Annotated in this window: 14 protein-coding genes; 7 read left to right on the forward strand and 7 right to left on the reverse strand. The window is 70.8% G+C overall.

The window, feature by feature from the left end; genetic code table 11:
* The first annotated feature begins 2 nt into the window (after positions 1 to 2).
* Positions 3 to 1,508, forward strand: a complete 1,506-nt coding sequence (araA, locus tag AC0666_RS30540; RefSeq protein WP_478708797.1) for an L-arabinose isomerase — start codon at positions 3 to 5, stop codon at positions 1,506 to 1,508.
* 91 nt (positions 1,509 to 1,599) lie between these two features.
* Here the strand turns inward: araA and AC0666_RS30545 are convergent, their stop codons facing one another.
* The 6 genes from AC0666_RS30545 to AC0666_RS30570 form a co-directional block, all read right to left on the reverse strand.
* A complete protein-coding gene (locus tag AC0666_RS30545; protein ID WP_478708798.1) occupies positions 1,600 to 3,723 on the reverse strand; it encodes an ATP-binding SpoIIE family protein phosphatase in 2,124 nt (707 codons plus the stop codon).
* 114 nt (positions 3,724 to 3,837) lie between these two features.
* The gene (gene mmsB, locus AC0666_RS30550) at positions 3,838 to 5,088 is read right to left on the reverse strand and encodes a multiple monosaccharide ABC transporter permease (protein ID WP_468964129.1); all 1,251 of its coding nucleotides are present in this window, start codon (positions 5,086 to 5,088) and stop codon (positions 3,838 to 3,840) included.
* Positions 5,085 to 6,638, reverse strand: coding sequence for a multiple monosaccharide ABC transporter ATP-binding protein (mmsA, locus tag AC0666_RS30555; protein ID WP_478708799.1), 1,554 nt, complete (start codon positions 6,636 to 6,638; stop codon positions 5,085 to 5,087). The genes mmsB and mmsA overlap by 4 nt, the downstream gene beginning before the upstream one ends.
* A 94-nt stretch (positions 6,639 to 6,732) precedes the next feature.
* Complete coding sequence (gene chvE / locus AC0666_RS30560; protein ID WP_468964133.1) at positions 6,733 to 7,809, reverse strand: multiple monosaccharide ABC transporter substrate-binding protein; 1,077 nt, start codon at positions 7,807 to 7,809, stop codon at positions 6,733 to 6,735.
* Positions 7,810 to 8,442: 633 nt separating this feature from the next.
* Positions 8,443 to 8,730, reverse strand: a complete 288-nt coding sequence (locus AC0666_RS30565; protein WP_478708804.1) for an ROK family protein — start codon at positions 8,728 to 8,730, stop codon at positions 8,443 to 8,445.
* Positions 8,731 to 8,991: 261 nt separating this feature from the next.
* The gene (locus AC0666_RS30570) at positions 8,992 to 10,092 is read right to left on the reverse strand and encodes a hypothetical protein (protein ID WP_478708800.1); all 1,101 of its coding nucleotides are present in this window, start codon (positions 10,090 to 10,092) and stop codon (positions 8,992 to 8,994) included.
* Positions 10,093 to 10,347: 255 nt separating this feature from the next.
* Here AC0666_RS30570 and AC0666_RS30575 point away from each other — a divergent pair, with 255 nt between their 5' ends.
* From AC0666_RS30575 to AC0666_RS30600, 6 genes are all read left to right on the forward strand, one after another.
* Positions 10,348 to 11,460, forward strand: a complete 1,113-nt coding sequence (locus AC0666_RS30575) for an LLM class flavin-dependent oxidoreductase (RefSeq protein ID WP_468964139.1) — start codon at positions 10,348 to 10,350, stop codon at positions 11,458 to 11,460.
* Complete coding sequence (locus AC0666_RS30580) at positions 11,457 to 12,110, forward strand: CE1759 family FMN reductase (RefSeq protein ID WP_468964141.1); 654 nt, start codon at positions 11,457 to 11,459, stop codon at positions 12,108 to 12,110. Before AC0666_RS30575 ends, AC0666_RS30580 begins: the two co-directional genes overlap by 4 nt.
* Positions 12,111 to 12,412: 302 nt before the next feature.
* Positions 12,413 to 13,018 carry an NAD(P)-dependent oxidoreductase gene (locus tag AC0666_RS30585; protein WP_468964143.1) on the forward strand — a complete coding sequence of 202 codons (606 nt, stop codon included), beginning with the start codon at positions 12,413 to 12,415 and terminating at the stop codon, positions 13,016 to 13,018.
* Positions 13,019 to 13,105: 87 nt separating this feature from the next.
* A complete protein-coding gene (locus tag AC0666_RS30590; protein WP_478708801.1) occupies positions 13,106 to 13,447 on the forward strand; it encodes a nitroreductase/quinone reductase family protein in 342 nt (113 codons plus the stop codon).
* A 237-nt stretch (positions 13,448 to 13,684) separates the two neighbouring features.
* A complete protein-coding gene (locus tag AC0666_RS30595) occupies positions 13,685 to 13,846 on the forward strand; it encodes a hypothetical protein (RefSeq protein WP_478708802.1) in 162 nt (53 codons plus the stop codon).
* 306 nt (positions 13,847 to 14,152) lie between these two features.
* Positions 14,153 to 14,434, forward strand: a complete 282-nt coding sequence (locus AC0666_RS30600; RefSeq protein ID WP_478708803.1) for a hypothetical protein — start codon at positions 14,153 to 14,155, stop codon at positions 14,432 to 14,434.
* A gap of 314 nt (positions 14,435 to 14,748) precedes the next feature.
* Here the strand turns inward: AC0666_RS30600 and AC0666_RS30605 are convergent, their stop codons facing one another.
* Entirely contained in the window at positions 14,749 to 14,859 is a 111-nt protein-coding gene (locus tag AC0666_RS30605; RefSeq protein WP_478708805.1) for a LuxR C-terminal-related transcriptional regulator, read from the reverse strand.
* Positions 14,860 to 14,867: the final 8 nt, after the last annotated feature.

Below are 14,867 nucleotides of genomic sequence, written 5' to 3' on the forward strand. Positions count from 1 at the left end.
CCGTGGCAGCACTCGAAGAACGCGAAGTGTGGTTCCTGACCGGCAGCCAGTCCCTCTACGGGGACGAGACCCTGCGCCAGGTGGCCCGGCAGTCCCAGCAGATAGCCGAAACCCTCCACGGCGACCCCGGCGTCCCCGTCCGCATCGTGTGGAAGCCCGTCCTCACCGAGGCCGAGGCGATCCGCCGCGTTTGCCTGGAGGCGAACTCCGACGACACCTGCATCGGGCTCATCGCCTGGATGCACACCTTCTCCCCGGCCAAGATGTGGATCGCCGGCCTCGACGCGCTGCGCAAGCCCCTGCTCCACCTCCACACCCAGGCCAACGTCGCCCTGCCCTGGTCGTCCATCGACATGGACTTCATGAACCTCAACCAAGCGGCGCACGGGGACAGGGAGTTCGGCCACATAGAGTCCCGCATCGGCATCACCCGCAAGACGGTCGCGGGCCACGCCGGCGACCCGTCCGTGGCCGCCCGTATCGCCTCGTGGGCCCGGGCGGCCGCGGGACGGGCCGAACTGCGCGGCCTCAGGCTGGCCCGCTTCGGTGACAACATGCGGGACGTCGCCGTCACGGAAGGCGACAAGGTGGAGGCGCAGCTGCGCTTCGGCGTCTCCGTCAACACGTACGGGGTCAACGACCTCGTCGAGAGCGTCGAGGCTGCTGCCGAGGCCGAAGTCACCGAACTCGTCAAGGAGTACGAGGACACCTACCAGGTGGCCCCCGAGCTGCGAGCCGGCGGAGACCGCCACGCCTCGCTGCGCTACGCCGCGCGCATCGAACTCGGCATGCGCGCATTCCTGACCGAGGGCGGTTTCCGTGCCTTCACCACCAACTTCGAGGACCTCGGGGGACTGCGCCAGCTGCCGGGGCTCGCCGTGCAACGGCTGATGGCCGACGGGTACGGCTTCGGCGGAGAGGGCGACTGGAAGACCTCGACCCTGCTCCGCACACTCAAGGTGATGTCCGAGGGGCTGCCGGGCGGCGTGTCCTTCATGGAGGACTACACCTACCACCTGGAACCCGGCAGGGAACTGATCCTCGGCGCGCACATGCTGGAGGTCTGCCCGTCGATCGCGGCCGCCGTTCCGTCCTGCGAGATCCACCCGCTGGGGATCGGCAGCCGGGAGGATCCCGTCCGGCTGGTCTTCGACGCGCACACCGGTCCGGCGGTTGTGGTCGGGCTCGCCGACATGGGCGACCGCTTCCGCCTCGTCGCCAACGCGATCGACGTGGTCGAGCCCGCCGAGCCGCTGCCGAACCTGCCGGTGGCCCGCGCCGTGTGGCGGCCCCGTCCGGACCTGCGGACCTCGACCGAAGCCTGGCTGATCGCGGGCGCCCCGCACCACACCGTGCTGTCGAGCGCCGTGGGCACCGAGGAGCTGGGCGATCTCGCCGACATGCTCGGTACGGAGCTGCTGGTCATCGACGGGGACACCGGCATCCGCCGGTTCACGCAGGAGATCCGCTGGAACCAGGCCTACCACCGCCTCGCGCAGGGATTCTGAAGCACCACCACGAGCCGCTCCCAGGCCACCGACCGCGACCACAACCGCGCCGAGCCGGTCCCACCACCCTCGGCGCGGTGGGCACCGAACCTCACCCACCGCCGTCCAGGGGCTGTTCCGTCCAGATGGTCTTGCCGGCCGCCGTGTACCGGCTGCCCCAGCGGTGGGTGAGCTGCGCGACGAGGAACAGGCCGCGACCGCCCTCGTCGGTGAGCTGCGCCCGGCGCAGATGCGGCTGCGTCTGGCTCGGGTCGGAGACCTCGCAGATCAGCACCCGGTCCTTGATCAGCCGCAGGCCGACCGGGCCGCCCGCGTACCGGATGGAGTTCGTGACCAGCTCGCTGACGATCAACTCCGTGGTGAAGACGAGGTCCTCCAGTCCCCAGCCGGTCAGCTGGTCCGCAACGAGGGTGCGGGCCCGTCCCACGAGGGACGGGTCGGCGGCCAGCTCCCACGCGGCGGTGGCATCCGAGGGCACTTCCCGAACCCGCACCACGAGCAGTGCGAGGTCGTCGTGCGCCGGCGCCGACTCGCTCGCCAGGGCGTCCAGGATGCCGCGCTCGACCCGGGTGACCGGCAGCCCGCTGTCAGCGCCCTCCCGGGCCTGCGCCCCGATCACCTGCCGCTGCCGCTCGGAGCGCTCGGTGCCCTTGGCGAGTGCGCCACCGCAGAAGACGAGCACATCACCGGGTCCCAGGCGCAGTTCCACCGGTTCGAACGGCTGCCCGCCGGTGCCCAGGACAGGACCCGGGCGGTAGGTCACGGTGCCGCCCCCGGCGCCTTCCCGGGCGGCCAGCACCGGCGGAGCGTGACCGGCGCCTGCAAGTACGCAGGTGCAGGACACCGGATCGTAAGTGGCGTAGAGACACGTGGCACCGGTCAGCGCGCTGGGCGCGCTCCCAGCCGGTTGCTGGCGGTCGTCGTCCTCGATGAAGCGCACGACGAGGTCGTCCAGGTGGGCCAGTAGTTCGTCGGGACTGAGGTCGAGATCGGCCAGGGTCTGCACCGCCGACCGCAGTCGCCCCATCGCGGCCGTGGCGTCGAGGCCGCGGCCTTCGACCGTGCCCATGACGAACGCGAGCCGCGTGGAGGGGAGTTGGATGACGTCGAACCAGCTGCTGCCGACGCCCGCGGTCGCGGCGCCGGCCACGTGGACACCGGAGGTCTCGGCGCCCGTGACGTCCATGACCGGACTGGGCAGGAGACTGCGCTGCAGGGCTTCCGCGGTACGGCGCTCACGGGTGTACCGGCGGGCATTGTCCATGCTGAGCGAGGCCCGGGAGCCGATCTCATCCGCGAGGACGGCGTCCTCCTGGTCGAACGGGCGGCGCTCTGCGGTACGCCACAGCACCAGGGCGCCGAGCACCGAGCCGCGTGCTCTCAACGGGACCAGCATGAGAGAGGCGGCCCCAGGCGGCAGGATCATCCGTACGCGCTCCTCCTCTCCGGCGAGCACCGCGCGCAGCTCGGTCAGGTCGGGGAGGAAGACCGCCGAGCCCCCGCGCAGGTGGGCTCTCTCGACGTTCCCGAGGCGGAGGGTGTCGCCCGCGCAGTTGCTCTCGGTCGGCCACCGCCCGTCGGCGGCCCGCACGGCGACGCGCCGCATCGGCGCTCCGGTGACCGGCTCTCCCGGCTCCTCGCCGAGCAGCACGGGTTCGGTGAGGTCGACCGCCGCGAGGTCGGCGAACGCGGGGATGAGCACGGCCGTCAGCTGCTCGGCGTCGCGCACCATGTCCAGGGAGCTGCCGATCCCTGCGGCGGCCGCGTTGAGCAGCGCCTGCCGCTCGGCGGAGCGCTGGTCCGCGGGGGGCGCGGGTGGCGCCCGGCGGACGTCACCGGCAACCGCGACCGGTACGGAGTCGGCCGGATCCGCGGGGCGCAGGCGCAGCAGGAACCGCGCCGACGAGCCCTCCATCAGGGTGACGACATCGACGTCGGCCACCAGCTGCCCGCCATCCGGCCGCCGCAGTCGCGCGCGGGCACTGCGCCGGGCACCTCCGACGGCTCCGGCCAGGAGTCGGGCCGCCAGGTCGACGTCCTCGAAGAGTACTTCCACGCCGAGCCGGTCGGCACCGGGACCGCCGACCTCAGGAGCGCCAAGGAGAGCCGCCGCCGTGCGGGTGCCGGTCAGCACCCTGCCGGCGGCGTCGAGTACCAGAACAGCCGTGGGGAAGTCCGCTGCTGCGACGGGATCTCCCGGGCCGTGGTCGCTCACTGGTCACACACTCCGGCAGGCATCGGCGGCGCCCCTGATTTCATTGAACACCTCGCACGGAGCGTGTGCGCGACGGCGCGGACGCGGCGCTTGCGCCGTCGTCGCGCGCGTCCCTCAGGTGCCGGCCTTGCGCTTGTTCCACACGTCGAAACCGACCGCCGCCAGCAGCACGAGACCCTTGATGACCTGCTGGTAGTCCGTTCCTATGCCGACGAGCGACATCCCGTTGTTCAGCACGCCCAGCACGAGACCACCGATGATCGCGCCGAGTACGGTGCCGACACCGCCGGACGCCGAAGCACCGCCGATGAAGGCCGCCGCGATCGCCTCCAGCTCGAAGTTGACGCCCGCCTGCGGTGTACCCGCGTTGAGCCGAGCCGCGAAGACCAGCCCGGCCAGCGCTGCCAGGACGCCCATGTTGACGAAGGCGAGGAAGACGATCCGCTTGCTCTTGACGCCGGACAGCCGGGCGGCGGGCTCGTTGCCGCCGATGGCGTACGTGTGGCGGCCCAGGATGGAATTGCGCATCACGTAGCCGAAGGCGACCAGGAGTACGCCGAGGATGAGCAGCACGATCGGGAAGCCGTGGTAGCTGGCGAGCAGCAGGGTGAAGACGGTCACCGCGGTGGCGATCGCCGCCAGCTTGACGAGGAAGAAGCCCGTCGGCAGCAGCCGCAGGCCGTAGGAGGCGGCCTGGCGGCGGCCCCGGACCTCCTGTACGACGGCCAGCGCGAGCACGCCGAAGCCGAGCAGCAGCGTCAGGTTGTGGTAGTCGGTGTGCGGGCCGGCCTCCGGTAGGAATCCGCTGCTGATCTGGCGGAAACCCTGCGGGAAGGGAGCCACCGACTGGCCCTGGAGCAGGATCTGCGTCCCGCCCCGGAAGAGCAGCATCCCCGCCAGGGTCACGATGAACGACGGGATGCCCACGTAGGCGATCCAGAAGCCCTGCCAGGCTCCGGCGGCGGCGCCGATCAGGAGCGCGACGGCGGCGGCCGCGGGCCAGGGGACGTGGTGGTGCACCATCATCACCGCGGCCGCGGCTCCGACGAAGGCCGCCAGCGAGCCCACCGACAGGTCGATGTGGCCGGCGATGATGACGATCATCATCCCGATGGCCAGGATGAGGATGTAGCCGTTCTGCTGGATCAGATTGGTGACGTTGAGCGGTTTGAGCAGGGTGCCATCGGTCCAGATCTGGAACAGCACGATGATCAGTGCGAGGGCGGCCAGCATGCCGTACTGCCGGACGTTGCCGCGCAGGAGACGCACGAGGAGGGTGCGTGGGCCTTCGGGCGCACGGTCGCCCTTCTCCCCGCCGGGGGCGGCGCCCTCGGCGGGGAGGGCGGGGCTCTGGATCTGGGTCATGCTCGCACCTGCTCGTTCCGGGTTGCGGCGCCCACGGTCATGAGGCGCATGAGGGATTCCTGGGTCGCGTCCGCCCGGTCCGTCTCACCGGTGATGCGGCCCTCGGCCATGGTGTAGATGCGGTCGCACAGGCCGAGCAGCTCCGGCAGTTCGGAAGAGATCACCAGAACGGCCTTGCCCTGGGCCGCGAGTTCGGCGATCACCGCGTAGATCTCGGCCTTCGCACCGATGTCGATGCCCCGGGTGGGTTCGTCGAGGATGAGCACTTCCGGCTCGGAGAAGATCCACTTGCTGAGGACGACCTTCTGCTGGTTGCCGCCGCTGAGCTTGCCGGTCTCCGCGAACACCGAGGGTGCCTTGATGTTCATGGTGCGGCGGTACCTCTCCGCGACCCGCGTCTCCTCGTGATGGTTCACCCAGCCCCGGCGGGATACCTTGCCGAGCGCGCTCAGCGAGATGTTGCGGCGGACGTCCTCCGCGAGGTGGAGCCCGAAGTGCTTGCGGTCCTCGGTGACGTAGGCGAGCCCGTGGGCGATGGCCTCGGGGACCGTACGCGTACGGATCTCCTTGCCGTCGAGCAGGACCCGGCCGCTGGTGCGGCGTCCGTAGGAGCGTCCGAAGACGCTCATCGCGAGCTCGGTCCGGCCTGCGCCCATCAATCCCGCCATGCCGACGATCTCGCCGCGCCGGACCGTGAACGACGCCCCGTCGACCACCTTGCGGTGTACGTCGATCGGATGCAGGACGGTCCAGTCCTCGACCGTCAGCGCGACCTCCCCGATGTTCGGGGTGCGTTCGGGGTAGCGGTGCTCCAGGTCGCGGCCGACCATCCCGCGGATGATGCGGTCCTCGGAGATTCCCTCGGCTTCGACCGAGATGGTCTCGATGGTCCGGCCGTCGCGCAGGATGGTCACGGCGTCGGCGACGCGCGCGATCTCGTTCAGCTTGTGCGAGATGACGATGCAGGCGATGCCCTGGGCCTTGAGCTCGATGATGAGGTCGAGCAGTTTGCGGCTGTCCTCGTCGTTGAGCGCGGCCGTCGGTTCGTCCAGGATCAGCAGCTTGACCTCCTTCGCGAGAGCCTTGGCGATCTCGACGAGCTGCTGCTTGCCGACGCCGATGTCCGCGACGCGGGTCTGCGGGTTGTCCGGCAGGCCGACGCGGTCGAGCAGGGCCTGCGCGTGGGTGAGCGTCCGGTGCCAGCTGATGAAACCGCGCGAGGCGTGCTCGTTGCCGAGGAAGATGTTCTCGGCGATGGACAAGTACGGGATCAGCGCCAGCTCCTGATGGATGATCACGATGCCTCGGCGCTCGCTCGCCCGGATGTCCCCGAAGGCGCACGGTTCGCCCTGGAACCGGATCTCGCCGTCGTAGGAACCGTGCGGGTGCACGCCGCTGAGCACCTTCATCAGGGTGGACTTGCCCGCCCCGTTCTCGCCGCAGACGGCGTGGACCTCACCGGCGGCGACGGTCAGATTGACGTCCGACAGTGCCTTGACGCCGGGGAAGGACTTGCTGATCGAACGCATCTCAAGGACGGGTCCGGCCATGGTGGTGGGTCCGTTCGACTGGGGTGAGGGGGCGGGCCGGTCGGGGCGCGCCGCATCACCGGCTCCTGGGCCCCGGTGGGTGGGGCGGTGACGGCTACTTCAGCTGGTCGGCGGTGTACTGCCCGGAGTCGACGAGCACCTTCTGGTAGTTCTCCTTGTCGACGCTCACCGGCTGCAACAGATAGGAGGGCACGACCTTCACCCCGTTGTCGTACTGCTTGGTGTCGTTGACCTCGGGCCGGCGGCCGGTGAGCAGTGCGTCACCCATCTGCACGGCCACCTTGGCGAGTTCGCGGGTGTCCTTGTACACGGTCTGGGTCTGCTCACCGGCGATGATGGACTTCACGGAGGCGAGCTCGGCGTCCTGGCCGGTGACGATGGGCAGCGGCTTGCCCGCGCCGCCGTAGCCGACTCCCTTGAGGGACGACACGACGCCGATCGAGATGCCGTCGTAGGGCGAGAGCACCGCGTCGACGGTGGCGGACGAGTAGGCCTTGCTGAGCAGGTTGTCCATCCGGGACTGGGCCACGCCGCCGTCCCAGCGCAGGGTGGCGGCCTGGGCGAACTCGGTCTGGCCGCTCCTGACCACGAGCCTCTTGGCATCGATGTGGGGCCGCAGGACGCTCATGGCGCCCTGGTAGAAGAACGCGGCGTTGTTGTCGTCCGGTGATCCGGCGAAGAGCTCGATGTTGAAGGGACCCTTGCCGTCCTGGAGACCGAGCCGGTCGGCGATGTACGTGGCCTGGAGCACGCCGACCTTGTAGTTGTCGAAGGTGGCGTAGTAGTCGACGTTCCCGGTGCCTCGGATCAGGCGGTCGTAGGAGATCACCCGGATCTTCGCGTCGGCCGCCTTCTGCAGCACGTCGCTGAGCGAGGAACCGTCGATGGGAGCGATCACCAGAAGCTTGGCGCCTTTGGTGATCATGTTCTCGACCTGGGCCACCTGGTTCTCGACGACGTTGTCGCCGAACTGCAGATCTGTCTTGTAGCCCTTGGCCTGGAACTGCTTGACCATGTTGGCGCCGTCGTTGATCCAGCGCTCGGAGGACTTGGTCGGCATGGCGATCCCGACCAGGCCCCCCTTGGCGTCGCCCGCGTCGGCCTCGCTCCCGACGTCGTTCGCGCTCTGGCCGCAGGCCGCCAAGGTCAGGCCGAGCACTGCCACAACCACGCATGCCGAGATTCTCTGCACTTTTCCTCCAGTGATGCGCCGCGACTCGGCGCGATGAGGGGCGGGCCCGGCTGACGCGTCCCAGGCGGATTCCCGGGCGGCGGGCCGGCGTCGACCGCTTGTGGTGCACTGCCCGACCGCACTGCTCTGGCCTGGCGTGACACGAGTGTTAACGCTCACAACTGAGCCGTCAAGGCCCCAGGGGTCACCTTTGCGCACACTTCGTGAGCCCCTCCCGAGCGTCTGCGCCCCACCCCGGGCCGCCCTGCCGCCGGGTCGGTGGCACCTCGGAGCCTCAGGCGCGCTCTCGGGCCTCCGTGTCATCCGGGTGGACGCGCTTGTCCTCGCGGGGCCGGCGCGTGCGGCTGACGAGGGCGAACCCGTCACGGTCGTAAGGCAGCGTTCGAGCGCGAAGGTGGCGGCCCTTCGGATGACTCCCATGCGCTGCGGCACATGGGGTCACGGCCCGGTGCGGCAGGGAGAGGGCACGGCGGGTGACGGCCTCGTACGGGGCCCGCGGGAGCGGTTCACCGAGCAGGTCGACGACCTGGTGGCACAGGACCAGAACCTGGGGGGAAGGGGTTGACGCGGTTGGCCACGGCGGCGCCCAGGTGTGGCGGCCGGCCCGGTCGATCACCGCGGCGGCCGTCGGGTCGCCCGCCGCCACGGCGCGGGCGCTGCCTCCAGCGCGCCCACGTCGTCCGCGCGTGACGACGCCCGTTCTTCGCCCGGTGCCCGTTCGCGCCAGGGTTCGACGATCCGGTTGGCGCTGACGTACGCGTCCACACAGCCCCGGTCGCCGCATGTGTACGGGCGCCGTCCAGGGGCGACGCGCGTATGGCCCCGTGCGCCCGCGCTGTGGGTGAAACGGCGGTGGCGCTGGCCGTGGATGGCGATCCCGGTTCCCGCGCCGGTCCGCAGTGTGACCCGCCATGACCAGGTCGACGCCCTCGCGCCCCACGCCGAAGCGCAACTCGGTCACCGTGCCGGTCCGTGGCGGGTTGTCGAGCGAGCGTCGGCTCTCCGGCCGGCCAGCGGCAGGGGAGGGCATCGCGAGAGTGCGGGGGGCGGTACCGGCGAGGCGGCCGGCGGGGGAGGGGATACCTCAGTCTTCCCGGTCTAACCCGGTCTGCCCGGCCGCGCGAACGCCGACGGAGCCAACCCCGCGCCCGCGGCCGTCACTCAGGCGCAGCTGGACCGGAGGCGTTCAGGTGATCCGACGCCTGTGGCGTCTGCGCGCTCCAGTGACCAGCGGTGCAGCCGGTCACCGTCGTGCGTGAGCCAGGTGCCGTCTCCCAGGGCGGTGACCTCCTCGCCCACCGGCGCGGGGTAGTACAGCCGGCCGAGCGGACGCAGCGTGTCCGCGTTCAGCAGCCAGTGCCGGGACTCCGGCGGCCCGTCCCCGGGGTACACGCGGCCCGGGACCAGCACGTGGCGCCCGTTCAGGACCTCGGCCGAGGAGAACTCGTCGTTCTCCGGGTCGACGGCCAGTTCCGCCAGGTTGAGCAGCGCCGTCTGCTCTCCGGATTCGAGGTCGTACGTCGCCAGCTCGTCGCGGTCGTCGTCGGGCAACAGGTACTCGGCGTACCGCTGCGTCAGCACCCGGGAATCCGGGAGGAATCCCGCCAGCGCGCGCATCCGAGTGCCGCCGAGGATGCGGAGACCGTCGGCGCGCGGCTCGGCCCACCAGGTCGACCAGCTCTGCCAGGCGGTCCAGCTGGACACCACCACGGTGCCGCCGTCCGGACGCCAGGACTGCACTGCGGCCGACGCCAGCGAACGGAGCTGCCGCCGGCCGAGCACCTCGCCGCTCGCCGCGTCCAGGAGCAGCAGGTCGTCCCAGGTGTAGTGGCGGCCCGGCTCCATGTCGTACACGAGGGCCGCCTTGTCCCTGTCGCGCTCCAGCGTCGGCACGATGACGCTCACCAGCCGTCCGTCCGGGCTGACGGCCGGGGTGCAGTGCGCCCGTGCGGCGTCGTGCCATGGGTCGTGGGAAAGCTCCCAGCGCACGTTCCCGTCGGGGCCCAGCGCCCGTATCGACGCCACCCCGGCCACCACGAACCCGCTGTCGGGTGTGGGGACCGCCCGCTCGTGCTCCTCCGTGCGCAGGGCGGCGGTGGCTCCTCCGGTCCTGCCCGCAAAGAAGTCCTCGCGGTCGTGCACCTCGACCAGCCCGGGCGTGCGGACGAGGAACCGACCTCCGGCAACTGCCTCGACCGTGCCCTGCACCCGTGTCGTGCCGAGCGGCAGCACGTCGATCCGTTCATCCCCCGTCGTGTTCATGACGTGCATGCTCGCAAGCGCCGCGCGGGCCCGCCAGCCGTTTCCGGGTGGCGCCCGTAAGACGGTCCGCAAGGGTGGCGCTCGTGGCAGTAGGTGGGGGCCCGTGCAGCGGAGCCCCGCAGGGGTGCCGACGGACCCGGCCGGTGTCCCGTGGTCTGTCCGGCCCGGCGGTAGGGCGCTCCTTCGGGAATACCTCGATCTCACCCTCCGTTCCGAGATATGGTTGAATTGTAAACAATCTTGGGAAGGGGAGTCATGCAGTTCGGGATCTTCACCGTCGGTGACGTCACGGCCGATCCGACGACCGGCCGCACGCCCGGTGAGTACGAGCGCATCAAGGCGATGCTCGCCATCGCGCAGAAGGCCGAGGAGGTCGGCCTCGACGTCTTCGCCACCGGCGAGCACCACAACCCGCCGTTCGTCCCCTCCTCGCCGACGACGTTGCTCGGCTACATCGCCGCCCGCACCGAGAACCTGATCCTGTCCACCTCGACGACCCTGATCACCACCAACGACCCGGTGAAGATCGCGGAGGACTTCGCGATGCTCCAGCACGTCGCGGACGGCCGCGTCGACGTGATGATGGGCCGCGGAAACACCGGGCCGGTCTACCCCTGGTTCGGCAAGGACATCCGCGACGGCATCGACCTCGCCATCGAGAACTACGCGCTGCTGCGCCGCCTGTGGGACGAGGACGTCGTCACCTGGAAGGGCAAGTTCCGCACACCGCTGCAGTCCTTCACCTCGACCCCGCGCCCGCTGGACGGCGTCGCGCCCTTCGTGTGGCACGGCTCCATCCGCTCGCCGGAGATCGCCGAGCAGGCCGCGTACTACGGCGACGGCTTCTTCCACAACAACATCTTCTGGCCGGCCTCCCACACCCGGCAGATGGTCAACCTGTACCGGCAGCGCTACGCCCACTACGGGCACGGCACCCCCGAGCAGGCCATCGTCGGCCTCGGCGGCCAGGTGTTCATGCGCAAGAACTCGCAGGACGCGGTGCGCGAGTTCCGCCCGTACTTCGACAACGCACCGGTGTACGGCCACGGCCCCTCCCTGGAGGAGTTCACCTCCCAGACGCCGTTGACCGTCGGCTCGCCGCAGCAGGTCATCGAGCGGACCCTGTCCTTCCGGGACTACGCAGGCGACTACCAGCGCCAGCTGTTCCTGATGGACCATGCAGGCCTGCCCCTGAAGACCGTCCTGGAGCAGCTCGACCTGCTCGGCGAGGAGGTCGTGCCGGTCCTGCGCAAGGAGTTCGCGAACCTGCGCCCGGTCGGCGTGCCGGACGCGCCGACGCACTCGGCCCGCGTGGCGGCGGCCCAGGAGACACCGAAGGGGACACCGAAGGGAGAGACGCAGGCATGAAGATCGTCATCGTATCGGCGGGGCTGAGTTCCCCCTCCTCGACGAGGCTGCTCGCCGACCGGCTCGCGGCCGCGACTCTGGAACACCTGGACGCCGAGCCCGAAGTGATCGAACTGAGGGACCTGGCGACGGAGATCGCCCAGCACCTCGTCACGGGGTTTCCTCCAGCCCGCCTGGCCGCCGCGCTCGACGCGGTGGCCGCCGCGGACGGCCTGATCGCCGTGACGCCGGTGTTCGCGGCGTCCTACAGCGGCCTGTTCAAGTCGTTCTTCGACGTCATCGACAAGGACGCCCTGACCGGAAAGCCGGTGCTCCTCGGTGCGACCGGCGGCACCGCCCGGCACTCCCTGGTCACCGAACACGCCCTGCGCCCGCTGTTCACCTACCTGCGCGCGCTCGTCCTGCCGACCGCCGTATACGCGGCCTCGGAGGACTGGGGCGAGGAGGGGCTGGCGCAGCGGATCGCCCGCGCGGGCGCAGAGCTGGCACGCTTCACGGCACGCGCCACCCGGGACACCGCCCCCGACGTCGACACCGCCCCCGCGATCGCACCCCGTTCGCTGACCGGGGCGATCACGTCGGTGGACCCGGCGGACGGCTTCGAGGTGGTGCCGTTCGAGCAGCGGCTGGCAGCGCTACGGGCCACGTAGCCGCAGTCGGCCCGTACCGGTGACGGGCCTCCCGCGCCCCCGGCGTACAGCGGTCATCTGTCTCGGCGTCGGGCCCGGGTGACCCGACTGTCCGCACCGCGGGCCTCCGGCGCCGTCCAGGGTCCGGAGGTGGCCGAGACCATCCGCAACGGGTGGCCGCCGCTCGGCGTGGCGGGCAATGGACCAGGACGGGATCGAACATCTCGGGATCCGAAGCGGGCCGGTTCGGTGCGCAGCCTCCTCGTGATCCACACCTGGGGCGGTATCCGATCGGAAACCAGCCCCCGTTCTACGCTCCCGCCATGGAAACGAAAAGCAGCAGGATCATCGTCTTCGGGGCGGGTGGCCGCGTCGGCCGGGCGGCCGTGGCCGAGGCCGTGAGGCGGGGCCATGAGGTGACGGCGGCCGGGCGGAGCGACGGGAACGTGACAGACCCGGCGGCCGTAGCGCGGCTCGCGGCCGGGCACGATGCGGCGATCGTCGCCGTCTACGACCCCGGGGCGCACCCCGGAGAGTTCTTCCCGGCCGCCGCCCGCGCCCTCGCGGAGGGGCTTGCGGCGGCCGGGGTGAAGCGGCTGGTGTCGGTCGGCCTGGCTTCGGTACTGCCCACCGCCTCCGGGGACTTGCTGATGGATACCCCCGGGTACCCGCAGGAGTGGCGGGAGTTCTACCTCGGCCACGGCGCCGGCACCGAGGCCCTGCGGGCGGCCGCACCAGAGAAGCTGGACTGGGCGGTGCTGAGCCCGGCGGGGGACTTCGACCACGACGGCGAGCCCTCGGGCGGGTACGCGTTCTCCCCGGCAGCCGCCGGCAGCCGCATCACGCCTGCGGACTTCGCTCGCGCGCTGCTGGACGAGGCCGAAGCCCCGACTGTGCACCGGACCCACACGGGAGTGTGCCCCGCATGACCGACACGATCCACGACAACCCCACCCCCTGGGTCGCCGACCACATCCGCCGCTTCGAGGAGACCGGCGGCCGCCCCCGCCCCCGGGGTGGCCGACCTGCTCCTGACCACCCGGGGCCGCAGGTCCGGTCTGCTGCGCCGCACGGCGCTGGCGTACGTCCGGGACGGGGACGCCTACGTCCTGACGGCGTCCAACGCGGGCGCGGACCGCCACCCGGCCTGGTACCTGAACCTGCTGGCCACCCCGGAGGTCACCCTCCAGGTAGAGGCGGCCACCTTCCCGGCGACGGCCCGGCCGGCCACGGCGGCCGAGTCGGCCCGACTGTGGCCGGCGGTGGTGGCAGCCATGCCGTCGTACGCGGCCTACCGCACCGCGACGACCCGGGAGATCCCCTTGGTCCTGGTCACCCCGGCGAGGCAGGCGAGCTGACGCCCACCCGAACGACTTGCGGGTCAACGGCGTCGACGAGGCCACGGGCAGGACGGTGCCTGGTGGTGGAACACCTCCTGGAGTCGCAGTGGTCGACGCGGAAGGCAAACTGCCCCAACCGCTCCAGCAGCGTGATCGGCCGACAAGGGCTACGGCAACGGGCCCTGCCGCGAGGATCTGCGACGCCGGGATATCCGGCACATGCTCCCGGAGAAAACCGATAGCCAGGCTGCCCGCTTGCGCACAGGCTCTCGCGGCGGACGGCGGCCCGGCCTGCAAGTGCGGTGCAAGAAGCGCATCACCGTCGAACGCGCGGTCAACCGTGTGAAGCCGTACCCGCCGGTCGCCACGCGCTACGACAAGTGCGGCAACGTCTTCCTGGGCATCCCACAGCAGTAGCCCTCTCCGTCTGGCTGCGAACGTGATCGTCCGGACAAGACGTAGACGTTGGTGCTTGTGCGACGGTGCGCAGCTGATCCAACAGCGGGTGCTATTGGCGTTCCGTTCGGAGATCCACGGTGCATGCTCCCCGTGGAGGAGGCAGGCTCGGTTTTGCCGGCGGCCTCGGTCCGGCTCCGGCAAGGCACAGCGGTGGCAAGGGGAGGCGTCGTGGCGGCGGCGTGGGACTGGACGACGGCGGAGTTCGGTGATGCTCATGCAGACGCGGTAGGAGCACTACTGGCCGATGGCAGTGAGCCGGGTCCGGTGCATTTCGACACCGGCAGCGGCTCGCACGTCCCTTCCTCGACGCGCTGGTCCGTCTACGACGGCAAGTTCCGCCGTCCGCGGGCGGCAGCCCTGCGGGCCGCGTGTGCGTGCGGGTGGCGCGGGCCGGCCGAGTACCCGCTGGACTGGGAGGAGATCGGTGAGCAGCGCTTGCACGAGGCGGACATCGATCTGGCGGGCCCGCTCGCGGACTGGACCGCCCACCTGTCCGTCATCCGCGACACCACCGTGCCGGTGCCGGAAGCGCTGGCCGCGCTCTGATCCAACTCGCCGCCCAGCTGCAGACCGCTGCTGTCGACAACCCGCTCGCCGCGCTCAGGGCCCTGGGCGTGTTGGAGCGCCTTAGCGCGCGGGTGGGGCAGGAGGCGGCCGGTGCGGTGCGGTGCGGTACGGAGCGGTGCGCTGTCGGTGGAGGAGGTGGCAGCTGCCCTCGGTACCAGCGCCTCCGCGGTCCGTAGTCTCTTCATCCGTTACGGCAGTTTCTGATCCCGACGTCGGCACGTTCGGGACGCAGGCTTCGGGCGAACTGTGCTCGGCCTTGGGCCGCATGTGGGCAGATAGTCGGGTGCCAGGTGTCAGATCCCCATGGTGATGGCGAGGCGGGTGAGGTCGGCGGTGGTGTGGGCGTTGAGCTTGGCGCGGATGCGGCGGAGGTAGGCGTCGACGGTGTGCTTGGAGAGTCCCATGTGGCGGG

This window comes from Streptomyces sp. NPDC043680 (assembly GCF_056436685.1).